The organism is Streptomyces sp. NPDC001714, from assembly GCF_042892755.1.
In the GTDB taxonomy this organism is placed as follows: Bacteria; Actinomycetota; Actinomycetes; order Streptomycetales; family Streptomycetaceae; genus Streptomyces.
Map to the genome: position 1 here is coordinate 137,586 of NZ_JBIAUL010000004.1, position 22,453 is coordinate 160,038.

Annotated in this window: 20 protein-coding genes; 7 read left to right on the plus strand and 13 right to left on the minus strand. The window is 72.4% G+C overall.

All coding sequences use genetic code 11. The features are described 5' to 3' along the window. Nucleotides 1-5 precede the first annotated feature (5 nt). Nucleotides 6-1,478 (minus strand): RNB domain-containing ribonuclease, encoded by a 1,473-nt coding sequence (locus ACFY0P_RS12250; protein WP_388910416.1) that lies wholly within the window; start codon nucleotides 1,476-1,478, stop codon nucleotides 6-8. 91 nt (nucleotides 1,479-1,569) lie between these two features. On the opposite strand from ACFY0P_RS12250, the gene yaaA reads away from it, so the two are divergent. After that, complete coding sequence (gene yaaA, locus ACFY0P_RS12255; protein WP_388910419.1) at nucleotides 1,570-2,352, plus strand: peroxide stress protein YaaA; 783 nt, start codon at nucleotides 1,570-1,572, stop codon at nucleotides 2,350-2,352. A gap of 65 nt (nucleotides 2,353-2,417) precedes the next feature. Next, nucleotides 2,418-3,065 (plus strand): bifunctional 4-hydroxy-2-oxoglutarate aldolase/2-dehydro-3-deoxy-phosphogluconate aldolase, encoded by a 648-nt coding sequence (gene eda / locus ACFY0P_RS12260; RefSeq protein WP_388910422.1) that lies wholly within the window; start codon nucleotides 2,418-2,420, stop codon nucleotides 3,063-3,065. On the opposite strand, the gene ACFY0P_RS12265 is transcribed toward eda, so the two are convergent. The 3 genes from ACFY0P_RS12265 to ACFY0P_RS12275 are packed head-to-tail and all read right to left on the minus strand — an operon-like array spanning nucleotide 3,037 to nucleotide 5,898. Continuing rightward, entirely contained in the window at nucleotides 3,037-4,299 is a 1,263-nt protein-coding gene (locus tag ACFY0P_RS12265) for a bifunctional RNase H/acid phosphatase (RefSeq protein ID WP_388910425.1), read from the minus strand. The two genes, eda and ACFY0P_RS12265, sit on opposite strands and share 29 nt — an antisense overlap. Before the next feature lie 19 nt (nucleotides 4,300-4,318). Continuing rightward, nucleotides 4,319-5,062 carry a zinc ribbon domain-containing protein gene (locus ACFY0P_RS12270; RefSeq protein ID WP_388911448.1) on the minus strand — a complete coding sequence of 248 codons (744 nt, stop codon included), beginning with the start codon at nucleotides 5,060-5,062 and terminating at the stop codon, nucleotides 4,319-4,321. Next, complete coding sequence (locus ACFY0P_RS12275) at nucleotides 5,059-5,898, minus strand: Nif3-like dinuclear metal center hexameric protein (RefSeq protein WP_388910428.1); 840 nt, start codon at nucleotides 5,896-5,898, stop codon at nucleotides 5,059-5,061. Before ACFY0P_RS12275 ends, ACFY0P_RS12270 begins: the two co-directional genes overlap by 4 nt. 188 nt (nucleotides 5,899-6,086) lie before the next feature. Between ACFY0P_RS12275 and ACFY0P_RS12280 the strand changes: the two genes are divergently transcribed. Both ACFY0P_RS12280 and ACFY0P_RS12285 read left to right on the plus strand, forming a co-directional pair. Then, nucleotides 6,087-7,301, plus strand: a complete 1,215-nt coding sequence (locus tag ACFY0P_RS12280) for a hypothetical protein (protein ID WP_388910431.1) — start codon at nucleotides 6,087-6,089, stop codon at nucleotides 7,299-7,301. Nucleotides 7,302-7,396: 95 nt separating this feature from the next. Continuing rightward, nucleotides 7,397-7,549 (plus strand): hypothetical protein, encoded by a 153-nt coding sequence (locus tag ACFY0P_RS12285; RefSeq protein WP_388910434.1) that lies wholly within the window; start codon nucleotides 7,397-7,399, stop codon nucleotides 7,547-7,549. A gap of 97 nt (nucleotides 7,550-7,646) precedes the next feature. Here ACFY0P_RS12285 and ACFY0P_RS12290 read toward each other — a convergent pair whose 3' ends face one another. From ACFY0P_RS12290 to ACFY0P_RS12300, 3 genes are read right to left on the minus strand one after another with little or no spacing between them, the layout of a single operon-like run. Beyond that, nucleotides 7,647-8,603, minus strand: a complete 957-nt coding sequence (locus ACFY0P_RS12290) for a 3-oxoacyl-ACP reductase (protein WP_388910437.1) — start codon at nucleotides 8,601-8,603, stop codon at nucleotides 7,647-7,649. Between the two features lie 11 nt (nucleotides 8,604-8,614). Then, nucleotides 8,615-9,691 carry a Zn-dependent alcohol dehydrogenase gene (locus tag ACFY0P_RS12295; protein WP_388910440.1) on the minus strand — a complete coding sequence of 359 codons (1,077 nt, stop codon included), beginning with the start codon at nucleotides 9,689-9,691 and terminating at the stop codon, nucleotides 8,615-8,617. Between the two features lie 37 nt (nucleotides 9,692-9,728). After that, entirely contained in the window at nucleotides 9,729-10,586 is an 858-nt protein-coding gene (locus ACFY0P_RS12300) for a MaoC/PaaZ C-terminal domain-containing protein (protein WP_388910443.1), read from the minus strand. 325 nt (nucleotides 10,587-10,911) lie between these two features. Between ACFY0P_RS12300 and ACFY0P_RS12305 the strand changes: the two genes are divergently transcribed. Further along, the gene (locus tag ACFY0P_RS12305) at nucleotides 10,912-12,183 is read left to right on the plus strand and encodes a sensor histidine kinase (RefSeq protein ID WP_388910446.1); all 1,272 of its coding nucleotides are present in this window, start codon (nucleotides 10,912-10,914) and stop codon (nucleotides 12,181-12,183) included. Here the strand turns inward: ACFY0P_RS12305 and ACFY0P_RS12310 are convergent. Continuing rightward, nucleotides 12,161-13,732 (minus strand): alpha-L-arabinofuranosidase B, encoded by a 1,572-nt coding sequence (locus ACFY0P_RS12310; RefSeq protein WP_388910449.1) that lies wholly within the window; start codon nucleotides 13,730-13,732, stop codon nucleotides 12,161-12,163. The genes ACFY0P_RS12305 and ACFY0P_RS12310 overlap by 23 nt on opposite strands. Nucleotides 13,733-13,994: 262 nt before the next feature. Here ACFY0P_RS12310 and ACFY0P_RS12315 point away from each other — a divergent pair, with 262 nt between their 5' ends. After that, on the plus strand, nucleotides 13,995-14,627 hold the full coding sequence (locus ACFY0P_RS12315; protein WP_388911451.1) for a response regulator: 633 nt from the start codon (nucleotides 13,995-13,997) through the stop codon (nucleotides 14,625-14,627). A gap of 25 nt (nucleotides 14,628-14,652) precedes the next feature. Here the strand turns inward: ACFY0P_RS12315 and ACFY0P_RS12320 are convergent, their stop codons facing one another. The 4 genes from ACFY0P_RS12320 to ACFY0P_RS12335 form a co-directional block, all read right to left on the minus strand. Further along, a complete protein-coding gene (locus ACFY0P_RS12320) occupies nucleotides 14,653-15,468 on the minus strand; it encodes a hypothetical protein (protein ID WP_388910452.1) in 816 nt (271 codons plus the stop codon). Beyond that, complete coding sequence (locus tag ACFY0P_RS12325) at nucleotides 15,468-16,007, minus strand: SigE family RNA polymerase sigma factor (protein ID WP_388910455.1); 540 nt, start codon at nucleotides 16,005-16,007, stop codon at nucleotides 15,468-15,470. Before ACFY0P_RS12325 ends, ACFY0P_RS12320 begins: the two co-directional genes overlap by 1 nt. A 73-nt stretch (nucleotides 16,008-16,080) precedes the next feature. Beyond that, entirely contained in the window at nucleotides 16,081-17,511 is a 1,431-nt protein-coding gene (locus ACFY0P_RS12330; RefSeq protein ID WP_388910458.1) for an MFS transporter, read from the minus strand. A gap of 115 nt (nucleotides 17,512-17,626) precedes the next feature. Then, complete coding sequence (locus tag ACFY0P_RS12335) at nucleotides 17,627-18,826, minus strand: lipid-transfer protein (protein WP_388910461.1); 1,200 nt, start codon at nucleotides 18,824-18,826, stop codon at nucleotides 17,627-17,629. A 194-nt stretch (nucleotides 18,827-19,020) separates the two neighbouring features. On the opposite strand from ACFY0P_RS12335, the gene ACFY0P_RS12340 reads away from it, so the two are divergent. Next, on the plus strand, nucleotides 19,021-20,769 hold the full coding sequence (locus ACFY0P_RS12340) for an MFS transporter (RefSeq protein ID WP_388910464.1): 1,749 nt from the start codon (nucleotides 19,021-19,023) through the stop codon (nucleotides 20,767-20,769). Between the two features lie 498 nt (nucleotides 20,770-21,267). Here the strand turns inward: ACFY0P_RS12340 and ACFY0P_RS12345 are convergent, their stop codons facing one another. Further along, nucleotides 21,268-22,320, minus strand: coding sequence for an aldo/keto reductase (locus ACFY0P_RS12345; RefSeq protein WP_388910467.1), 1,053 nt, complete (start codon nucleotides 22,318-22,320; stop codon nucleotides 21,268-21,270). Between the last annotated feature and the right edge of the window lie 133 nt (nucleotides 22,321-22,453).

Sequence of the window (22,453 nt, forward strand, 5' to 3'; positions counted from 1 at the left end):
ACAGCTCACGCGGGCGCGAACCGTACCTTCGTCGTCCCCGGATCGGCCTCGGTCAGCCGTACCGGCAGCCGCTCGCCAAGAGGGAGAGGGCCGGCGGCCTCGATCCGGCCTATGACGGCGGGCTGCTGCAACAGCACCTTCCCCACGGTCGGCCGGTGCGCCTCGACCTCCACCACGCACCCGTCGAAGACCTCCCCGACCCGGTCCTTGAGCAGGGCCGCCTCGACGATGTCGACGCACTCCCGCTCCACCGTGCCGGCGCGCCGCGCCCCTTCCGCCATCTGCTTGGGGAGCGTGTCCAGCGCCATCAGCACCCAGTCGGGCGGCTCCTCGCCGGCGGCCGCCGCCAGGCACAGCTCCGAGGCGTAGCGGTCGGCGAGGCGGCGCAGGGGCGCGGTGCAGTGGGAGTAGGGGGCGGCGACGGCGGCGTGGGTGGTGTTCGGGGGGAGGACGCCGTCCCGGAAGACCGTGTAGCCGGCGCCGCGCAGCAGTGTGGTGCACTCCTGGAGGAAGGCCGCATGGCGGGGGCGGCGCGGGTTCAGGGAGCGGATCAGCGCGGCGTACGAGACGTGGTGCGGCCACTCGATGCGCAGCGCGTGCGCGGTACGGCGCAGGCGGGCCACCTCCCCCACTCTCGACTTCGCTCGACCGGGGGGACCCCCATCGTCGGGGGCGGTCGGGAGGGTGCGCAGCACGCCGGTGCCGTGGGCCAGCATCAGGTCGGCGGCGGCCATGCCGGTGAGCAGGGAGATCTGGGCGTTCCAGGCGTCGGCGGGCAGCGGGGCGCGGTAGGTCAGCTCGTAGGTGTGGTCGTACTCGACGATCTCCTGCTCGGGCACGTTGAGGGAGATGCCGCCGCGCTCCACCTCCAGGCGTTCGCGGGCCTCGCCGATCTCCCTGAGCAGGGCGACGGGTTCCTCGGCGGTCCCCTCGTCGATCCGCTTCTGCACGCCCGCGTAGTCGAGCTTGGCCCGGCTGCGGACGAGGGCCCGGCGGACGTCGGCGGCCACGGTCCGCCCGTCCCCGTCCAGGTCGATGGTCCAGAGCACGGCCGGGGTGGTCTGGCCGGGCAGCAGGCTGGCAGCGCCCTCGCTCAGCACGGCCGGGTGCAGGGGGACCTTCTCGTCCGGGAAGTAGAGGGTGTTGACGCGGTGGTGCGCCTCGGAGTCCAGGTCACCGCCCGGTACGACGAAGGCGGCGATGTCGGCGATGGCGTACCGGACGCGGTAGCCGCCGTCGTGCCGGGACAGGTGCATCGCCTGGTCCAGGTCGTTCGCGGTGGGCGGGTCGACCGTGAAGAAGGGGATGTCGGTCGCGTCGTGGCCTGGCACGGCCGGGAACCTGGCGGTGCTCTCGGCCTCTGCGAGGACCTCGGACCGGAAGGTCTCGGGGACGCCGAGGTCGGCCCGGAGGGCGGCGAGCGCGGCCCGGAGGGGAGCCTCGGGGGCACCCTTGACACGGATGTGGCGGCGGGGCATAGGACGAGCGTAGTCACATGGCACCGCTGCGGCGCTTTACGCTGGCGCGAAGCGTCGATGATGAACGTCGTAGGTGAAGAGGAGTACCCCCGTGCTGGTCCTGCTGCCGCCCTCGGAAGGCAAGGCGTCCTCGGGCCGTGGCGCCCCGCTGAAGCCGGAGTCGCTGTCCCTGCCGGGGCTCGCGGCCGCGCGCGAGGCGGTGCTCGGCGAACTGGTCGACCTGTGCGCCGGCGACGAGGAGAAGGCGCGCGAGGTGCTCGGACTGAGCGAGGGGCTGCGCGGCGAGGTCGCGAAGAACGCGGCGCTGCGGACGGCGGGCGCGCGGCCGGCCGGGGAGATCTACACCGGGGTGCTGTACGACGCCCTCGGCCTGGCCACCCTGGACGCGGCCGCGAAGCGGCGGGCCGCGCGGTCGCTGCTGGTCTTCTCGGGGCTGTGGGGCGCGGTCCGGGTGACGGACCGGATCCCGTCGTACCGCTGCTCGATGGGGGTGAGGCTGCCGGGGCTCGGCGCGCTGGGCACGCACTGGCGGGGGCCGATGGCCGAGGTGCTGCCGGAGGCGGCCGGGACGGGGCTGGTGCTGGACCTGCGGTCGGCGGCGTACGCGGCCGCGTGGAAACCGAAGGGCGAGGTGGCCGGGCGGACGGCGACCGTGCGGGTGCTGCACGCGCCGACGCGGAAGGTGGTCAGCCACTTCAACAAGGCGACGAAGGGGCGGATGGTACGGAGTCTGCTGGCCGCCGGGATCGCGCCGGCCGGTCCGGGTGAGCTGGTGGAGGCGTTGCGGGGGCTGGGGTACGAGGTGGAGGCGGAGGCGCCCGCGAAGGCGGGGCAGGCGTGGGCGCTGGACGTGCTGGTGACAGAGGTCCACTGAGGCGCCCGTAAGCCCTGTTGCAACATGCGCAATGCGCTTTGCGTGCTCTGCATCGCGTCGGCAGGATGTTCGCCATGCCCACCTCCGTGCTGGATCTCGCGCCCGTCGTGCCCGTCGTCGTGATCGAGGACGCCGCCGCTGCCGTGCCGCTGGCGCGGGCGCTGGTGGACGGCGGGCTGCCCGTCATCGAGGTGACCCTGCGGACGCCGGCCGCGCTCGACGCGATCCGGGCCGTCGCCGCCGCGGTGCCGGAGGCGGTGATCGGTGCGGGTACGGTCCTCACGCCCGCGCAGGTGACGGAGTGCGTCGCGGCCGGGGCGCGGTTCCTGGTCAGTCCCGGGTGGACGGACGGGCTGCTGGCGGCGATGACCGCGTCCGGGGTTCCGTACCTGCCGGGGGTGTCGACCGCCTCCGAGGTGGTGGCGCTGCTCGAACGCGGGGTGCGGGAGATGAAGTTCTTCCCGGCGCAGGCCGCGGGCGGCACGGCGTACCTCAGGTCGCTCGCCGGTCCGCTGCCGCAGGCCCGCTTCTGCCCCACCGGCGGGATCGGCCCGGACAACGCGCCGGAGTACCTCGCCCTGCCCAACGTCGGCTGCGTCGGCGGCACCTGGATGGTCCCGCCGGACGCGGTCGCCGCCGGGGACTGGGACCGGGTCCGGGAGCTGGCCCGGGCCGCGGCCGGGCTCAGGGACGCAGGTGGGACGTGTCGTTGAAGAGCCGTACGCTCGCGTTGCCGTCCGCGTAGTACGCCACGGCCGACAGCGAGGCCGCCGACAGTTCCATGCGGAACAGGGACTGGAGCGGGGCGCCGAGGGCGAGTTGCACGAACGTCTTGATCGGCGTGACGTGCGTGACGAGCAGGACCGTGCGGCCCGCGTAGGCCGCGATCAGCTTGTCGCGGGTGGCCGCGATGCGCGCCGCCGTCTCGGCGAAGCTCTCGCCGCCGCCGGTGGGGTGCGCCGACGGGTCGGCGAGCCAGGTGGTCAGGTCGTCGGGGTAGCGCTCGCGGACCTCGCCGAAGGTGAGGCCCTCCCAGGCGCCGAAGTCCGTCTCCTTGATCCCTTCCTCGATCGTGACGTCGAGGCCGAGACGCTCGGCGACGGCCGCCGCGGTCTGCCGGGTGCGGGTGAGGGGGGAGGCGAGGATCGTCTCGATCGTGCCGCGGCGGGCGAGGGCCTCGGCGACGCGCTGCGCCTGCTCCAGGCCGACGGGAGAGAGTTCCGGATCGGTGCCGCCGCTGCCGGAGAAGCGTTTCTGGGGGGTGAGGGGGGTTTCGCCGTGGCGGAGGAGGACGAAGGTGGCCGGGGCGCCGAGATCGGGGGCGGAGCTCCAGCCGGGGGTCGCCACGTGGCTCGCGGCGTGGGTGTCGGCGGTGGTCTTGTCGGTCGTCGTCACAGTGCCGGTGCGTGGGGGCTGGTCGCGCCCACGCGGCGGAGCCGCAAATGTCTCGGCCCCGCGCCCCTTACGGGGCGCTGCAGTCGCCGCGGATCGAGCGTCGAGCTCCGCCGTGGACGCCGCAGCCGACCACTGCTCGCCCCGCTTGCCCGCGTCCATCGCCTCGTTCGCCAGGCGGTCCGCGTGTTTGTTCTGCTCGCGCGGGATCCACTCGTACGTGACCTGGCCCGGCGGGAAGATCCGGGCCGCCTCCGCCGCCAGCGGCTTCATGTCGGGGTGCTTGATCTTCCAGCGGCCGGACATCTGCTCGATGACCAGCTTGGAGTCCATGCGGACGTGGACGGTCGCGGAAGGGTCGAGGTCCCGTGCCGCGCGCAGGCCCGCCAGCAGGCCCCGGTACTCGGCGACGTTGTTGGTGACGACGCCGAGGTATTCGGCCGCCTCCGTCAGCGTCTCGCCGGTCGCCGCGTCGACGACCACTGCGCCGTAGCCGGCCGGCCCCGGGTTGCCCCGGGAGCCGCCGTCCGCCTCGACGATGAACTCCCTTGCCACGTAAGCCCCTTAAGTGTTCCTACAGGCCCGACTCGGCTGTACGCACCAGGATGCGGCGGCAGTTCTCGCAGCGCACCACCGTGTCGGGCGCGGCCGAGCGGATCTCGTTCAGCTCGGTGATGGCGAGCTCCTGGCGGCAGCCCTGGCAGGTGCGGGCGTACAGCTTGGCCGCGCCGATGCCGCCCTGCTGCTCGCGCAGCTTGTCGTAGAGCTTGAGGAGGTCCGCGGGGACGGAGGCGGCGATGACCTCGCGCTCCTTGGTGACCGCGGCCGCCTCGGCGTCGATCTCGCCGGACGCGGCGTTGCGGCGGCCGGTCGCCTCGTCGATCCGGCCCTGGACCGCGCCGACCCGCTCGGTCAGCTCGGCGACCCGCTCCTGCGCGGACTCCCGGCGCTCCATCACCTCCAGGACGACGTCCTCCAGGTCGCCCTGGCGCTTGGCGAGGGAGACGATCTCCTTCTGGAGGTTCTCCAGGTCCTTCGGGGAGGTGACCGCGCCGGAGTCCAGGCGCTGCTGGTCGCGGGCGGCGCGCTGGCGCACCTGGTCCACGTCCTGCTCGGCCTTGGTCTGCTCGCGGGCGGTGTCGCTCTCCTCGGTCTGCGCGGCCACGAGCAGGTCGCGCAGCTGGGTGAGGTCCTTGGTCAGCGACTCGATCTCGGCGTGCTCGGGCAGCGACCTCCGCTTGTGCGCCAGCTGCTGGAGGCGTACGTCCAGGGCCTGGACGTCGAGGAGTCGGATCTGGTCGGCGGGCGCGGCGTTCAGTTGGGGGCTCCAAGGGACGGTGAGTGGCTGGTCCAGGGGTCGGTGACCGTCTTGGAGACGTGTACCCGCAGGTCCCAGCCGTGGCGGTCGGAGATCTCGTCGAGCTGGGTTGCGGCCAGCTCGCACCAGGGCCATTCGGTGGCCCAGTGCGCCGCGTCGAGCAGCGCGAGGGGGCTGTGGGCGACCGCCTCCGACGCCGGGTGGTGGCGCAGGTCGGCGGTGAGGAAGGCGTCGACTCCGGCGGCGCGTACGACGTCGAAGAGGCTGTCGCCGGAGCCGCCGCTGACGGCGATCGTACGGACGGGGGCCGCGGGGTCGCCGGCGACGCGGATGCCCTGGGCGGTGGCGGGGAGGCGGGCCGCGGCCCGTTCCGCCAGCTCCCGGACGGTGACGGGGTGGTCCAGCTCGCAGACGCGGCCGAGGCCCCGGCGGCCCTCCGGGTCGGTCGGGTCCGGGACCAGGGGGCGTACGACGCGCAGGTCCAGGGCGCCCGCGAGCGCGTCGGAGACGCCCGGGTCGGCGGTGTCGGCGTTGGTGTGCGCGACGTGCAGCGCGATGTCGTTCTTGATCAGGGTGTGGACCGCCCGGCCCTTGAAGTGGGAGGCCGCGACCGTCGTCGTACCGCGCAGGTAGAGCGGGTGGTGGGTGATCAGCAGGTCGGCGCCGAGCTTCACCGCCTCGTCGACGATCTGCTGGACCGGGTCGACGGCGAAGAGGACCCGTGTGACCTCCTGGTCGGGGTCGCCCACGACCGTACCGACCGCGTCCCAGGACTCGGCCCGCTCGGCGGGCCACAGGTTCTCCAGCGCGGCGATGACTTCTGACAGACGGGGCACGGGGAAAAGGCTACCTGCCTGTTCCACGGGGCTGTACCTGCTCGCCCGCCGGAGGCAACGCCCAGCACACCCGTCCCCGTTTCCTCAGGCGAATCGCCGAGTGTGCACCCGTATGTGTGAAGCCGCCGTCGGCCGGTGCCCCGCCTGTGCGTACGAAAACTAGCTTCGTGGCCGGAGGTGACCGAACGATGACGGCCTGTGCGATCGAAACCCCGGCTGCGGACGCGGAAGACAGCGCGCCGGAGGCGGGCTGCACGATCACGGTGGACGGGGCGTACGCGGCCCGGCTGACTCAGCAGGAAGGTTCCTGGTACCCGGAGCGGTGGACGCTGGACGGCCCCGAGCCCTACGCCGTACCGCTCCCCGGCAACCAGCCGGAGGAGCCGGAGACGGAGGTGCAGCCGCTGGGCGACGGGCGGGTGCTCATCCGGCGCCTGGTGGACGGGCGGCACCACTTCGCCCTCCTCTATCCGACCGGTCCTGGCACCGGTGAGCTGCCGCTGGGCGCGGTGGAGTGCCGGGACGAGGGCGCCTCGCTGCGACTGCTGCCGCCCGCGCCGGGCGGTGCGCACGCGTACGCGCTCGCCGTGGGGCCGCGCTCCTCCACCGTCTGGCTGGTGGCGGGCGGGGCCTTCGGACCCGAGCGGCTCGCGGTGGTGCCGGGGCGGTGTTCGGGAGGGGTCTGGCTGGACCGGAGCGGGCGGATGCTGGCCCTGGACCGGGAGCTGGGCGGGCGGACCAAGGCGGTCGTGGTCGATCTGGAGCGCGGTGGCGAGGTGTCACCGCTGCTGCAGATCGCGGCGGACAGCGACGACCGGCTGCTGATCGCCGACCCGGACAGCGGGCTGATCATGGTCGGCTCGGACGCGCCCAGCCCCGGGCAGGAACGGTTGGGCTGGGGTGTCCTCGGCAGCACGCTGCCGGTGCGCTTCCCGGAGAGCCTGCGGATGCCGGAGTGCCCGGACTGCGTCGTGACGCCGTTCGCCGTCCAGCCGGGGCAGGTGCTGGTGCCGGAGAGCTGCGGGGTGGCGCTGCGGATCGACGGTCCGCTCGGCAGCTGGGTGGGGGTCTGGCGGCCGAGAGCGCGCAGGATGTGCCATCTCCCGGCGCCCGAGGGGTGGTTGACGGGTGCCGGGGTGTGGACGCAGGACGGGGTGCTGCGACTGCCGTACGCCACGGGGGAGGTCCCGTGCGGTGTGACGGAGGTGGCGGTGCCCTGGGGGGAGACGGGGGAGCACGGGGGGCCGGGGGACGCGGGCCCGGGGGATCCGGTTCGGGACGGCACGGCTGCCGGGGCGTCGGGTACGCCCGCGGAGCCGGCGGAACCGGATCCTCCGGGGCCTGTCGTGGCCCGGCCGGTGCCCCTCCAACAGGCGCCGCTGGCACGGCTTGTAACGAACTAGCTGCGGTCGGCGTGCCCGCCTGGATTCGCCCCGTGGGGGGCCCGATAAAATCGCCGCGCTGTAGAAAGATCATGTTGACGGGGTGAATTCTTCCGATGAGCGACGCCAGCACGTCCCAGCCGCTGTCCGCCGACCTTCAGGAAACGGACGGTCACGGCAAGCACCGTGGTCATGTCTCGGGGCAGGACAGCGAAACGGCCCCCAGCGGCCGGCACCGTAAGCCGGAGCCGGCCGAGACGGCGGTCTGACGGTAGGTACGACAGCGGCTCCGCCCTTTCGGGGGCGGGGCCGCTGTCGTTTGCCGTCCTGCTGCGCGGTCCTACTGCGCCGTCCTACTGCGCCGTCCTACTGGCGCTTCAGTCCCAGTACCTCCGCCGCCGCGAACGTCTCCCCCGCCGGCCGGTCCGCGTAGTGCGGCGTGAGCACGGCGTCGAGTTCGTCGTAGCTGAAGGTGTCCTGCTTGCTGTCGAACTTGGCCTGCACGCGCGGTCGTTCCACGATCGCGACCATGCCGCCGTGCACGACGAGCAGCTGGCCGTTGATCCGTTCGGCGGCCGGGGAGGCCAGGTAGCCGACGAGCGGGGCGACATGCTCGGGGGCCAGCGGGTCGAGGCCCTCGGTGGGCTGTTCGAAGCCGGCGAAGACGTCCTCGGTCATCCGGGTGCGGGCACGCGGGCAGATCACGTTGGCGGTCACGCCGTACTTGGCGAGGGCGAGGGCCGTGGAGGTGGTCAGGCCGACGATGCCGCCCTTCGCGGCCGCGTAGTTGGGCTGGCCCGCGGAGCCGGCGAGGAAGGCCTCGGAGGAGGTGTTCACGATCCGGCCGTAGACCTTCTCGCCCCCCGCCGCCTTGGAGCGGTCCCGCCAGTGCGCCGCCGCGAAGTGGGTGGTGTTGAAGTGACCCTTGAGATGGACCCTGATCACCGAGTCCCACTCGTCCTCGGTCATGGAGAAGACCATGCGGTCACGCAGGATGCCGGCGTTGTTGACGAGGATGTCCAGCTTTCCGTAATGGGCTGTCGCCAGCGCGAGAAGGTCTCGCGCCTGTGAGAAGTCCGCGACGTCCCCGGTGTGGGCGACCGCCCGGCCGCCCGCCGCGCGGATCTCCTCGGCGACCTGCTCGGCGGGCGCCGCGGAGGCCGCCCCCGAGCCGTCCCGGCCCGGCTGGCCGAAGTCGTTGACGACGACGGCCGCGCCCAGCCGGGCCAGTTCGAGCGCCTCGGCCCGGCCTAGACCCCGGCCGGCGCCGGTGACGATCGCGCTGAGCCCGTCGAGTGGCCGCTCCGACGTCCTGTCCGGCATGCGTCGGCCCCTCAGATCTCTATGCAGGTACGCAGGGCGGTGCCCGTGCGCATCTGGTCCAGGGCCTCGTTGATCTCGGCCAGCGGCACCCGGTGGGTGATCAGGCCCGCCAGGTCGATCCGGCCCGCCCGCCACAGGGCGATCGTCCGCTCGTAGGAGCGGACCACGTCCCCACCGCCGTACATGGACGGCAGGATCCGCTTCTCGTCGAAGAACAGCTCGAACATGTTGAGCTGGAGGAAGTCGTCCATGGCGCCGGCGCCGACGACCACGAGGGTGCCGCCGCGGCGGGTGTTCTCGTACGCGGTCCGGGCGGTGGCGGACTTGCCGACGACCTCGAAGACGTAGTCGAAGCCCTCGCCGGCGGTGACCTCCTGCTTGGCGCCGGGCAGCTCGTCCGGCGAGACCGCCTTCGTCGCCCCGAACCTGAGCGCCGACTCACGCCGCGACTCGACCGGGTCGACGGCGACGATCTCGGCCGCGCCCTTGAGCCGCGCCCCCTGGATCGCCGAGATCCCGACGCCTCCGCAGCCGATGACGGCGACCGACGAACCGGCCTCCACGTCGGCCGTGTTGAGGGCGGCGCCGAGTCCGGTGGTGACCCCGCAGCCGATCAGCGCGGCGATGTCGAAGGGCACGTCGTCCGGGATCGGCACCGCGCACCCGGCGTCGACCACGACCTCCTCGGTGAAGGTGCCGGTGCCCGCGAAGCCGAAGACGTCTCCGCCGGGGCGCCGGAAGTTGGGGGTGCCGGCGTTCATGAACCCGGCCAGGCACAGCTCGGTCTGCCCGCGCCTGCAGGCGGGACAGGCGCCGCAGGCCGGCAGCCAGCAGACGACCACCCGGTCGCCGGGCTTCACCCGGGTGACGCCCTCCCCCACCTCCAGGACCTCGCCCGCGCCCTCGTGGCCCGGCACGAACGGCCCCGGCTGCGGCAGCACCCCGCTCATCGCCGACAGGTCCGAGTGGCACAGCCCCGTGGCGCGCACCCGGATCCGCACCCTGCCGGGCCCGAATCCCACCGCCTCGACGTCGTCGAGGACGTCCAGCTTCTCCTGGCCGATCTCGTGCAGTACGGCTGCGCGCATGGTGCGGCTCCCCTCAACTGCTCAGCTGCTCAACTGATCAAGAGTGTTCGACGATCGTGTCGGCGAGGACGGGCGCGTCCTCCCGCTCTACGGCGCTGACGGCGACCCGGACCTGCGAGTCGCCCCGCCACATGCGGATGCGCAGGGTCTCCCCCGGGTACACCACCCCGGCGAACCGCGTCGTGTACGACCGCACCCGGCTCACGTCCCCGCCGAGCAGCGTGTCCACGACCGCCTTGAGCGTCATGCCGTAGGTGCACAGCCCGTGCAGGATGGGCCGGTCGAAGCCGGCGAGCTTGGCGAACTCGGGGTCGGCGTGCAGCGGGTTGTAGTCGCCGGAGAGGCGGTAGAGCAGGGCCTGGTCCTCGCGGACCGGGCGCTCGACGGTCCGGTCCGGCTCGCCGGTGGGTGGCTCCAGCCGGGTCGAGGGGCCACGGTCGCCGCCCCAGCCGCCTTCTCCTCGTACGAAGATCTGCGCGTCGTTGGTCCACAGCGGGCCGTCGGCGTCCGCGACCTCGGTGCGCATCACCAGGACGGCCGCCTTGCCCTTGTCGTACACCGCGGCGATGCGGCCGGTGGCGGTGGCGGTGCCCGCGGCCGGGATGGGGCGGTGCAGGGTGAGGGACTGGCCGCCGTGCAGCACCTTGGCGAGGTCGACGTCGATGCCGGGCATGGACAGTCCGCTGATCACCCCGGGGGAGCCGGCGCCCGCGACGGTGGCGAAGCTGGGCAGCACGTGCAGCCGGGTCTCCAGGGTGTAGCGGAGTTCGTCGGGGTCGGTGGCGGGCCGGCCCGCGCCGATGCCGAGGTGGTAGAGCTGGACGTCCCGGCGCTCCCAGCGGATCTCCCCGGACCTGGGTTCGGCGGCGAGGGCCTTGGCTGCGTCGATGGGCATACGGCTCCTGAGGTGTCTCAAGACCTCGGCACGGCCGTCCGCACCGTCGGCCGCACCGAGGTCGTCCACGGGTGCAGATCTAGAACGCGTTCCATTCCAGCGCACCTTGTATAGCCCAGCGCTCCGCACTTGTGAAGGCTCCTGACGTCGTGTCAGATGCGGTGCCGCCGGACCATGACATTTGTCCTGCCCGCGGCCGTACATCCGCCTCTGCCGAACCGGCGCCGCCTTTCGTAGGGTCGTACCGCGGGACAGTACGGCCGGACGGAACAGAGCGGATCAGATCAGATCGCTGTAGATCACATCGGATCGGGGGAAGAGTGGCATGGCGTGGTGGCAGCAGGTGAAGTGTCAGGCCGAGGGGTGGCGGACGGCGCGTGCCCAGTGGCGTGAGGAGATGGCCCGCTTCAGGGAGCAGCAGAAGGCGGCACGGAAGAACGGGGAGGTACCCGAGCACGCGGGCCCGCCGCCTTCCGGATTCGCCCTGCTCCCATGGCTGCTGATGGGACTGGGCTCCCTCTCCAACCTGCTCCAGGGCAAGACGGCCAACCCGTGGATCGGCGCGATCGGCCTGCTCGCCTTCAACTCCCTGTACATCTACGTGACCTTCCGCTCCTTCCGCAAAGAGGCCCGGGAGGCCACCTCCACCCGTGTCGCCCTGCTGCTGATGGGCCTGCTGACCACGGGCCTGGCCCTCGGCTACGGCGGCAACTGGCTGATGTTCTTCCCGTTGCTGGGCCTCGCCACCGGCGCGGTGCTGCGCGGGCCCTGGCTCGGCCGGGCCGGCATCCTGCTGGCCTGCTTCACGGGCGCGGTCTCCTGGTACCGGGACGGCTCCGACGCCATCACCATCGCCTACGGCACCTTCCTGTCCACGATGATCACCGCCGCGATCCTCTCCCTCTCCGAGGCCGTGCGGGAGTTGCGCGCGGCCCGCGAGGAGCTGGCCCGGCGGGCGGTGGAGAAGGAGCGGCTGCGCTTCTCCCGGGATCTGCACGACCTGCTCGGGCACACCCTCTCGGTGATCGTCGTGAAGTCGGAGGCGGCCCGGCGGGTCGCGCCCCGGGACCTGGACGCGGCCCTGACGCAGATCTCCGACATCGAGTCGGTCGGCCGGCAGGCGCTGACCGAGATCCGCGAGGCGGTCACCGGCTACCGGGAGGGCAGCCTGGCCGCCGATCTCGTCCGGGCCCGCTCGGCCCTCACGGCGGCGGGCGTCGAGCCGGTGGTCCGGCAGTCGGGGGCGCCGCTCGCCCCGCAGACCGAGACGCTGCTCGGCTGGGTGGTGCGCGAGGCGGTCACCAACGTGGTCCGGCACAGCGACGCCACGCGCTGCGAGATCGCCGTCGACAGCGCCGCCGGGCAGGCCCGGCTGACGGTCGCCGACGACGGCTCGGGCGCGGTGGCCGCCGAGCCCTGCCGGGAGGGCATCGGCGGCACCGGCCTGAAGGGGCTGACCGAGCGCCTCGCGGCGGCGGGCGGCTCCCTCAGGGCCGGCCCGGCGCCGCGCGGCGGCTTCACGGTCACCGCGGAACTTCCCACCGAGGCACTGGAACTGCTGGCCCCGGCGGCCGCTACGGCGCCCAGGGCGAGCTGACGACCCAGCTCACGTCGTCGGTCCAGGACGTGGCACTGTCCCAGGCGTTGGAGCCGCCGTCGCTCGCTATGTAGAGGTTGTAGTTGTAGTGGCGCAGGTATTTCGTCGGATAGTTGTACGAGGCGAAGGACGTGCCCGTGCCGCTCTTGCCGGTCGTCGGGCAGAAGGTGGCGTCCTGTCGATACGTGGTGGTGCCGTCCATGGGCTGCCGGTAGATCTTGTAGTTGTAGTGGCGCAGGTAGTCGCCGGGGTAGTTCCGGGACTCGAAGGAGACGCAGGAGCTGTCGGCGAGGCCGGGGCGGACGATCCAGGTGGCGTCGCTCTTGTCGAGGGTGGAGCTGCTGGAGGTGATGGCGGACAGCACGCCGGCGTTGTTCTGGTGGCGGACGTAGTCGGTGGTGCAGCAGGACGTGGTGGCCTTGAGGGAGATCTCCGAGGCGGAGCCGAGGCTGCCGGTGGCGCCGGTGGCGCCGCCGTAGCCGACGGAGACGATGTTGGACTGGACGGCGTCGTCGGCCGCGTCGGTCGGGATGCCGGAGGTCATCACGCCCTCGAAGAACGAGCCGATGGAGCCGTTGCTGTTGTCGCCGCCGGTGCCGAGGACGATCGCGCCCTCCTGGTGCATCGGTGAGTAACCGCTGCTGGTACTGGGCTCACTGCCGGAATACGTGGTGGTGAGACCGCCCGATTGCGCGTTTCCCCATTTCAGTGCGAAATGGTCCTGCCCGTTGTTCTTCAGCAACGCGGTGACGAACGGCATCGCGCCGGTGCCCGTGTTGGACGAGTTGGTGCTGTAGCCGAGGTTGGACTCGAACAGCCCGTTCTCCAGGTCCGCCTGGACCCAGGGGCCGGAGCCGTGGCAGGGCGAGAACCAGCACTCGGTGCCGAAGTTGATGGCGTCCATGTGGCCGTTGCCGGTGTCCTTGTTGTTCGTCTCGGCGTTGCCGTAGTCGAAGCAGCAACTGCCGTTCACATGGGTGCCGGAGGTGACCATGTACATCCCCTCGGCGGCGCCGTTGGTGGCGACTCCCGAGGTGGAGTTGTCCCGGTAGCCCATGCCGGCCGAGATCTCCAGGCCGTAGACCTGGTGCCCGCCGACGGTCACCGGCAGCGCGTCCGCCGGGGCCCCGACATCGGCCGCACCGGCCCCGCCGGCGCCCTCGACGGTGAGGTCGTTGTGCCTGCTGGACTGGTCGTAGATCTTGGTGATGATGCAGGTCGTACCCGCGCAGAAGGAGTTCTGCGCGGCCGCGTTGGCGTAGCCGCCGGTGGACAGCAGGCCGATGTCGGCCGTGGCGCTGTCCGAGGCGCGCCGCACCTGGTAGAGGGAGCCGCTGTACGACGAGTACAGCGCCCGGACCATGCTGTGCGCGGCGACGCACGGGGTGCCGGCGGCGGCGTAGACGTCACAGGGCAGCGAACTCGCGGCGGACGCCTCGGGGGCCCCGGCTCCGACGACGAGCGCGGCGACGGTCGCGAACGCGGCGAGCAAGGACAGGACGGCTCTCCGGACGCGCGGCGGACAGGAGCGCAGGGCTCGTACAGGCACTGAGAACACGGTGCACCTCTTCTTGGTTCCTCGTAGGGCGGTGCGGGTTCTTGCCGTCCGGTATACCGAACGTCGTTCGATCGAAATACCGAACCTATTCAGCTGTCGAAATGCCGACCATTCGCCGACCATTCGGGGAATTGCAGAGGCGATTGTTTGAGCACGGTCAACCGACGTCAAGACCTGCGGCGCGGAACAATGGCCATTCTTTAATTGCCGGGCGCGAGGCTACGCTTGGGCTGTGTACGAGCCTGCGAACGAGATGCCCCGGGACCACCGGCCCGCCAAGTCCATCAGGGTGCTCCTCGCCGAGGACCAGGGGATGATGCGCGGGGCTCTCGCTTTACTGCTCGGGATGGAGCCGGACATCGAGGTCGTCGCCCAGGTCGGGACCGGCGACGCGATCGTGGACGCCGCGCTCGCCCACCGGCCCGACGTGGCCCTCCTCGACATCGAGCTGCCGGGCATGAGCGGCCTGGACGCGGCGGCGGAGCTGCGCGAGCAGGCGCCGGACTGCCGGGTGCTGATCCTCACCACCTTCGGCCGGCCCGGCTATCTGCGCCGGGCGATGGAGGCCGGGGCGGCCGGGTTCCTCGTCAAGGACGGGCCGGTGGAGGAACTGGCCCGGGCGATCCGGCGGGTGCTCACCGGGGAGACCGTGGTCGATCCGGCGCTCGCCACCGCCGCGCTCAGCGCCGGGCCGAACCCGCTCACCGCCCGCGAGTGCGACGTGCTGAAGGCGTCGGTGGACGGCGCGACCGTCGCCGACATCGCGGCGAAGCTGCATCTGTCGGAGTCGACGGTCCGCAACTACCTCTCCGCCGCGATCGGCAAGACCGGCACCCGCAACCGCGCGGAGGCGGTACGGGAGGCCCGGCAGCAGGGGTGGCTGTGAACTCCCGGCGGGTCGGCCGACGCGGTCACTTCGTCACCTTCACCTCCTTGAAGATCTTGCCCTCCGGGGACACGCACACGAACCAGTTGGCCCACGGGTAGCCGGCGGCAGGCCGGATCGCCGACGCGGGGCTGCCCGGCGTGTGACCGGTCGCGAGCCGGGCGACGGTCGAGGTGCCGTCCTTCCACTGGCAGGTGACCTCCCGCGCGGTCGTGGCCACCTCCCCGACCACCAGTTGACCGGAGCTCGCCGCGTCGGGCGTGAAGCGGGTCGCCATGGACTGGAGGTCCGTACCGCTCATCCGGTCCGGTGCGGCGACCGAGTCGTACATCAGCTGCTGCGGGCGGTCACCGCCGCTGGCCCGGGTCGCGAAGTGGGAGGTCCTGCCGACCAGTTCCGCGGGCTTGTCGACGGCGGGCTTCATGCCGAGCGCGGCCATGGCGTGCCACTGCCGGACCGCCTCCGCATCGGTCCGCGGCGCTCCCCAGACCTGCACCGAGACATGCCACTCGGTGCCCTTGTAGACGCCTCTCGACAACTCGGTGACCTGCGGCTCGTACACATGCCGTGCCTCGGGAGACGCGGGCGGTGCCGCCACCTGCGTCCGCTGCTCCCCGGGCAGTCCGGCGACCGCCACCGTCACGCCCGCCGCCCCCGCCAGCACCGCCACCGCCGTGGCCGCCGCCACCGCCCACCGCCGGGACCTGCGCCGCCGGCCGCCGCGCATCACCGCCTGTACGGGGGCTATGCCGATCTCGACCTCGTCCGCGGCGTCCGCGAGGAGGAGGGCGATGTCCGACTCCGCCTGTGTCATGTCGTGGTTCTCCCGGTCCGCGCTCATCAGTTACGCCCTCCCTGCGTCACCATGTCGGCCAGTCCCGGTATGGCACGGAGCTTCGCGATCCCCTTGGCCGCGTTGCTCTTCACCGTGCCGACCGAACAGCCCATCGCCTCCGCCGCCTGGGTCTCCGTCAGGTCCTCCCAGTAGCGCAGCACCACCGCCTCCCGCTGCCGTGGCGGCAGTTGGGCGAGCGCCTCGATCAGGGCACTGCGGTCGTCGGCCTGGGCGATCCGGTCCCCCGCGTCCGGCACCTCGCGCACCAGGCCCGAGTCGTCCTTCGGCGCGAGGAACTCCTTGAGTTTCCTTCTGTGCCGGCGTGCGTGCGCGTTGATCATCACGCGCCGTACGTACGCCTCCGGGTCGTCGGCCGAGCCGACCTTCCGCCACGCCACGAAGACCTGTTCGAGCGTCGACTGGACCAGGTCCTCGGCGGCGTGCTGCTCCCCCGTGAGGAGAAATGCCGTACGCATCAGCCGCGGCCAGCGGCCGATCATGAAGCTCTGGAACTCCTCGTTCCGAGCGTCCTTCCGCTCCCCCATGGGCACCTCCTAGATACAAAAAGGAGTCCACGAGGCGCCCGGACCGTTGCCTGCCGTCGCAGAATTCTCCGGCCTACCTCGCGGAGACCTTGCGGCGCGGCAGCCACAGCAGCATCAGCACCGCCCCGGCCAGCAGCACCCCGGTGCCGGCGCGGAAGACGGCCGCGTACCCCTCCGTCAGCGCGGCCGCCCCGTCGGCCCCGCCGGTCCTGGCCGCCGCGACCGTCGACATCACCGCGAGCCCCAGCGAACCGCCCATCGTGCGCGAGGTGTTGATCAGCCCGGAGAGCAGTCCGGCCTCCGCCGGCGCCGCCCCGGACGTGGCCAGCGCGGCCAGCGGGGTCGCGGCCAGGCCCGCGCCGAGCAGCATCAGGATCCCGGGGAACATGATGGCCGTCGTGTACGCGCCGTGCGGGCCCATCGTCGACTGCCAGGCGAACCCGGTCGCCGCGACCAGCGTGCCGGTCACCGCCACCGTCCGCGCCCCCGCCCGCCGCATCAGCCGCGGCGCCGTCTTGGAGCCGACGAGCACCGCGACCGAGCTGGGCACCAGGGCGAGACCGGCCTCCAGCGGGCTGTAGCCGAGGACGTTCTGGGCGTAGAGCGTCATGAAGTACCACATGCAGAACATCGCCGAACCGGACACCAGCATGGCCGCGTTGGCCGACGCCACCGGCCGCCGGCCGAGCAGCCCGAGCGGCATCAGCGGGGCCGTCGTGCGTGCCTCGACGGCCAGGAACAGCCCGAGCAGCGCGAGCCCGGCGGCGAGCGGGACCAGGGTGGCGGCCGCCGTCCACCCCTCGGCCTCGGTCTGCGAGATGCCGTACGCCAGGGTCCCGAGGCCCGCTGTGACCAGCAGCGCGCCGGGCAGGTCGAGCCGTCGTCCGTCGCCGGCCCGGCTCTCCGTCAGCCACAGCACGGATCCGGCGAGGACGAGCGCGCCCACCGGCACGTTGATGAGCAGCACCCAGCGCCAGGACAGCACGTCCACCAGGACGCCGCCGACCAGTCCGCCGGCCGCGCCGCCTCCCGCACCCACCGCCGTCCAGGTGGCGATCGCCCGCGCCCGGGCGGGGCCCTCCGGCACGGCGGCCGTGAGCAGGGTCAGCGTCGAGGGCGCAAGGACCGCGGCGCCCAGCCCCTGCACGGCGCGGGCGAGCAGCAGCTGCCAGCCGTCCTGGGCGAGCCCGCCGCCGAGCGAGGCCAGCGTGAACAGGCCGAGCCCGACCAGGAACATCCGCTTGCGGCCGTACAGGTCACCGGCCCGCCCGCCGAGCAGCATGAACCCGGCGAAGGCGATGGCGTACGCGTTCACCACCCACTGCAGGCCCGATGCGCTCAGTCCCAGGTCGGTCCGCATCGACGGCAGCGCCACGTTCACCACCGACACGTCGAGCACGACCAGGAACTGCCCGGCACACGCCAGCGACACCACCAGCCAGGTGGGGGGCGCGATACGGCGGGATATGTGCGAGGTGTCCGCGGCTTCGAGCATGGGTGTCATGCTCTCAAGCCGGTTACGGTCCTTGCATCGGCTTTTCGGCCCACCCGGTCCACCCGGCCCTCGGTCCCCGGCCCTCGGTCCCCGGTCCCCGGTCCCCGGCCCTCGGTCGTACGGCCTACGCCGCCCGCCGGAACAGCGTCACCACCGCCGCTCCGCCCAGCCCGATGTTGTGCGCGAGCCCGACCCGGGCCCCGGGCACCTGCCGGTCGCCGGCCGTGCCGCGCAACTGCCAGACGAGTTCGGCGGTCTGGGCGAGCCCGGTCGCGCCCAGCGGGTGCCCCTTGGAGATGAGCCCGCCGGAGGGGTTCACCACCCAGCGGCCGCCGTACGTGGTCGCGCCGGACTCGACGAGCTTGCCCGACTCGCCGACGGCACACATGCCGAGCGCCTCGTAGGTCAGCAGCTCGTTGACCGAGAAGCAGTCGTGGAGTTCCACCACGTCGACGTCCTCGATGCCGAGGCCGGAGCGGTCGTACACCTGCCGGGCCGCGGCCCTCGACATGGGCTGTCCGACGACGTCGATGCACGAACCCGACGCGAAGGACTCCTCGGTGTCGGTCGTCATCGCCTGCGCGACGATCTCGACGAGACCGGTGAGCCCGCGCCGTTCGGCGAACCGTTCGGAGACGACCACGGCCGCCGCCGCGCCGTCGGAGGTGGGCGAGCACTGGAGTTTGGTGAGCGGGCGGTGGACGGTACGGGCGGCGAGGATGCCGGCGACGTCGTACACGTCCTGGAACTGGGCGTACGGGTTGTCCGCGGAGTGCCGGTGGTTCTTGGCGGCCACGGCGGCGAGCTGTGCCTCGGTCGTGCCGTACCGCTCCATGTGCTCGCGGGCCGCGTCGCCGAAGATCTGCGCGGTGGGCGGGGTCATCTCGAAGCCGTGCCGGGCGGCCATGACGCCGTAGTGCCGGGCAACCGGGGACGTCGCGAAGTCGCTGCCGTCGGCACCGCCGCCGAGCGCGCCCCGCTTCATCTTCTCGAAGCCGAGGGCCAGGACGCAGTCGGCCGTCCCGCCCTCGACCAGCTGGCGGGCGAGCATCAGGGCGGTCGCGCCGGTGGCGCAGTTGTTGTTGACGTTGTAGACGGGGACACCGGTGAGACCCAGCTCATAGGCGGCGCGCTGACCGGCGGTCGAGGGCTGGAAGCAGAAGCCGACGGGAACCTGTTCCACATCGGTGTAGGCGATCCCGGCATCGGCGAGCGCGGAGCCACCGGCCTCCCGGACCATGTCCCAGTACTGCCAGTCCCGGCTCTCGGGCTTCTCGAACTTGGTCATCCCGACCCCGGCGACGTACGCCTTCGCAGCAGCCATGACGCGGAAGAGTAGAACACGTTCCACCAACTGGCCAGACCTTGACGGTGAGTCAGAAACCCATGGGGGAGTCAAGGATTCGTTAGCAGCTCGAAGCAACGGAATAGTTGCCTGTGCATACGAGGTTTACCGAGCACTTATCCCGCACGCATGCCGTACTTCCCGTCACTCTCTCGGCCCGGAGGCCCCACCCCATGACGCACACGACCGACCAGCCCACCCGGGGCGCGAGCGGGGCCGTGGTCCCGGTCCTCGCCTTCGCGGGCATCGTGGTCGCGGTGATGCAGACCCTGCTCGTTCCGGTCATCAAGGACCTCCCGCAGCTGCTGGGCACCGAACCCAGCAACGCCACCTGGGTCCTGACCTCGACGCTGCTGTCGGGCGCCGTGGCCACCCCGATCATGGGCCGCCTCGGCGACCTCTACGGCAAGCGGCGGATGCTGATCCTGAGCCTCGCCGTGATGGTGGTCGGCGCGCTGATCAGCGCGCTCACCAGCGACCTGCTCACGATGATCGCGGGCCGGACCCTCCAGGGCTTCGCCATGGGCGCGATCCCGCTGGGCATCGGCCTGATGCGCGACATGCTGCCGCGCGAGAAGCTCGGCTCGGCGATGGCCCTGATGAGCTCCTCGATCGGCGTCGGCGGCGGCCTCGCGCTGCCCGCCGCGGCCCTGGTCGCGCAGCACATGGACTGGCACGCCCTGTTCTACGGCGCCGCCGGCCTCGGCGTGCTCTCCATAGCCCTGACCCTCCTCGTCGTACCGGAATCCCCGATGCGCGCGCAGGGCTCCTTCGACGTGCCGGGCGCGATCGGCCTGTCGGCCGGTCTGGTACTGCTCCTGCTCCCCATCACCAAGGGCAGCGACTGGGGCTGGTCGTCCGGCACCACGCTGGGCCTGTTCGCCGCCTCGGTGGCCGTCCTCCTCCTGTGGGGCGTCTTCGAGCTGCGCCACTCGGCCCCGCTGGTCGACCTGCGCACCACGGCCCGCCCGGCGGTGCTCTTCACCAACCTCGCCTCGATCATGGTCGGCGTCAGCTTCTACGTCGTCTCGCTGGTCCTGCCCCAGCTGCTCCAGCTCCCGAAGGCCACCGGCTACGGCCTCGGCCAGTCGATGGTCAGCGCCGGTCTGCTGGTCGCCCCGCTGGGCCTGACGATGATGTTCACGGCCCCCGTCTACGCCCGTCTCTCCGCCAAGTACGGGCCCAAGACCACCCTGATCCTCGGCATGGTGATCATCGGCATCGGCTACGGCGGCGGCATCGGCCTGATGAGCGCGGCCTGGCAGAGCCTGGTCATCGCGGTCGTCCTCGGCGCGGGCATCGGCCTCGCCTACTCCTCCCTCCCGGCGCTGATCGTCGGCGCGGTCCCGGCGTCGGAGACGGGCGCGGCGAACGGTCTCAACACGCTGATGCGGTCCATCGGCACGTCCGTGTCCAGCGCCGTCATCGGCATGGTGCTGGCCAACACGGCGAACCACGTGGGCGGCGTCGCCATCCCGACCATGCACGGCTTCCGGGTCTCGTTCCTGATCGCCACCGGAGCGGTCGCGGTGGGTCTGGTGCTCGCCCTGCTGCTGCCCAAGCGGGGCCGGCCGGCCGAGGTCGCCCAGCACACGCAGCTGCGCGCGAGCAGCGAGGAGGACGCGGTGCTCGCGGACGCCGAGGAGGCGCTGCGCGGCTTCCGCGGCCGCGTCCTGGACGCCAGCGGCGTGCCGGTGGCCCGCGCCAAGGTGACCCTGATCGACCGCCGAGGGCGGCAGGCGGGGGCGACGCTGTCCGCCGAGGACGGCACGTACGCGCTCGCGGTGCCGGCCGAGGGGGCGTACGTGCTGGCCGCGAAGGCGACGGGCCACGGCCCGCTCGCCTCGTCGGCGACCCACGCCGGCGACGACCGGGCGGTCGACCTGGACCTGGCGCTGCCCGGGGAGACGGTCAGCGCGTGACACTCCGTGGGGCGGCCGCGAGTACGACGCGGCCGCCCCTCCCTTGCCACGGGACCCGAGCGCTCCGGGAAGCCCCGCGACGCGCCGTCTGCCGACTGCGGCACCGTCGTGGCTGGTCGCGCAGTTCCCCGCGCCCCTTAGGGGCGCCTGGGCCTGCCCCGAGCTGGAACAGTCCGGCTGGCGGTGGGCCCCGCCCGGGTCAGCCGGCGCCCCCCACTTGCCACGGGACCCGAGCGCTCTGGGAAGCCCCGCGACGCGCCGTCTGCCGTCTGCGGCGCCGTCGTGGCTGGTCGCGCAGTTCCCCGCGCCCCTTAGGGGCGCCCGGGCCTGCCCCGAGCTGGAACGGTCCGGCTAGCGGTGGGCCCCGCCCGGGTCAGCCGGCGCCCCCCACTTGCCACGGGACCCGAGCGCTCCGGGAAGCCCCGCGACACGCCGTCTGCCGACTGCGACACCGTCGTGGCTGGTCGCGCAGTTCCCCGCGCCCCTTAGGGGCGCTCGTCAGCCCGCGGCTGCCCGCTCCCCCGCCGGGCGCCTGCGGGCTGCCTGGGCGGTGAGGGACGGCGGCTGCCAGACGCCGTCGGCCCGGTAGAGGTCGGTGCCGGGGGCCACGATCTCGTCGATGCGGTCGAGCACCGCGTCGTCGAGGAGCAGCTCGGCCCCCTTGAGCAGCCCGGTGAGCTGGTCCATGGTGCGCGGGCCGATGATCACCGACGTCACGGCCGGGTGTACCAGCGGAAACGCGACGGCCAGCTCCGGCAGGGTGCAGCCCATCTCCTCGGTGAGCGCGACGAGCTGCTCGACGGCCGCGTACTTCGCGGCGTTGCCGGGGGCGGCGGGGTCGAAGCGCTGCGGGGAGAGCCTGGCCCGGCCGGTGGTGAGGTCGACCGGCCCGCCCTCGCGGTGGGCGCCGGAGAGGAAGCCGGAGGCGAGCGGTGACCAGGTCAGCACGCCCATGCCCAGGCGCCGCGCGGTGGGCAGCACGGCCCGTTCGATGCCGCGGGCCAGCACCGAGTACGGCGGCTGCTCCGTGCGCATCCGCATCAGCCCGCGCCGCTCCGCCACGTGGTGCGCCTCGACGAGGTCCTCGGCGGGGAACGTGGAGCAGCCGAACGCCCGGATCTTCCCCGCCGTCACCAGGTCGCTGAGGACGGAGAGCGTCTCCTCGATGTCGGTGGTGTGGTCGGGGCGGTGCACCTGGTAGAGGTCGATCCAGTCGGTGTCCAGCCGCCGCAGGCTGTCCTCGACGGCCTTGAGGATCCAGCGGCGCGAGTTGCCGCTGCGGTTGCGGCCCTCGCCCAGCGGAAAGTGCACCTTCGTGGCGAGCACCACGTCGTCGCGCCTGCCCTTGAGCGCCTTGCCGACGATCTCCTCGCACTCACCGGCCGAGTACATGTCGGCGGTGTCCACGAAGTTGATGCCGGCGTCGAGCGCCGCGTTGATGATGCGGGCGCCGTCCTCGTGGTCCGGATTGCCGATGCCCCCGAACATCATCGTGCCGAGGCAGTGGGTGCTGACCTCGATGCCGGTCTTGCCGAGGACGCGATAGCGCATGCCGGTGCTCCGTCACAGGTGGGGTGGGTTGGCGGCGTCAGTGTAGGTCTTGGAGTGCACTTGAGAGCCAGCTCCCGCGGCCAACTTCGGTGCCTCACAACCGGTTTGGAGGCCGTAGCGCGCTCCGACCGCC

Bases quoted from the DNA above. Each gene is read 5' to 3' on its own strand.
- ACFY0P_RS12335 (WP_388910461.1), bottom strand. From the start codon at position 18,826: ATGGCTGCTGCGAAGGCGTACGTCGCCGGGGTCGGGATGACCAAGTTC.
- ACFY0P_RS12340 (WP_388910464.1), top strand. From the start codon at position 19,021: ATGACGCACACGACCGACCAGCCCACCCGGGGCGCGAGCGGGGCCGTG.
- ACFY0P_RS12250 (WP_388910416.1), bottom strand. From the start codon at position 1,478: ATGCCCCGCCGCCACATCCGTGTCAAGGGTGCCCCCGAGGCTCCCCTC.
- ACFY0P_RS12300 (WP_388910443.1), bottom strand. From the start codon at position 10,586: ATGCCCATCGACGCAGCCAAGGCCCTCGCCGCCGAACCCAGGTCCGGG.
- ACFY0P_RS12325 (WP_388910455.1), bottom strand. From the start codon at position 16,007: ATGGGGGAGCGGAAGGACGCTCGGAACGAGGAGTTCCAGAGCTTCATG.
- ACFY0P_RS12280 (WP_388910431.1), top strand. From the start codon at position 6,087: ATGACGGCCTGTGCGATCGAAACCCCGGCTGCGGACGCGGAAGACAGC.
- ACFY0P_RS12290 (WP_388910437.1), bottom strand. From the start codon at position 8,603: ATGCCGGACAGGACGTCGGAGCGGCCACTCGACGGGCTCAGCGCGATC.
- ACFY0P_RS12345 (WP_388910467.1), bottom strand. From the start codon at position 22,320: ATGCGCTATCGCGTCCTCGGCAAGACCGGCATCGAGGTCAGCACCCAC.
- ACFY0P_RS12295 (WP_388910440.1), bottom strand. From the start codon at position 9,691: ATGCGCGCAGCCGTACTGCACGAGATCGGCCAGGAGAAGCTGGACGTC.
- ACFY0P_RS12285 (WP_388910434.1), top strand. From the start codon at position 7,397: ATGAGCGACGCCAGCACGTCCCAGCCGCTGTCCGCCGACCTTCAGGAA.
- ACFY0P_RS12315 (WP_388911451.1), top strand. From the start codon at position 13,995: ATGCCCCGGGACCACCGGCCCGCCAAGTCCATCAGGGTGCTCCTCGCC.
- ACFY0P_RS12320 (WP_388910452.1), bottom strand. From the start codon at position 15,468: ATGAGCGCGGACCGGGAGAACCACGACATGACACAGGCGGAGTCGGAC.
- ACFY0P_RS12330 (WP_388910458.1), bottom strand. From the start codon at position 17,511: ATGACACCCATGCTCGAAGCCGCGGACACCTCGCACATATCCCGCCGT.
- ACFY0P_RS12305 (WP_388910446.1), top strand. From the start codon at position 10,912: ATGGCGTGGTGGCAGCAGGTGAAGTGTCAGGCCGAGGGGTGGCGGACG.
- eda (WP_388910422.1), top strand. From the start codon at position 2,418: ATGTTCGCCATGCCCACCTCCGTGCTGGATCTCGCGCCCGTCGTGCCC.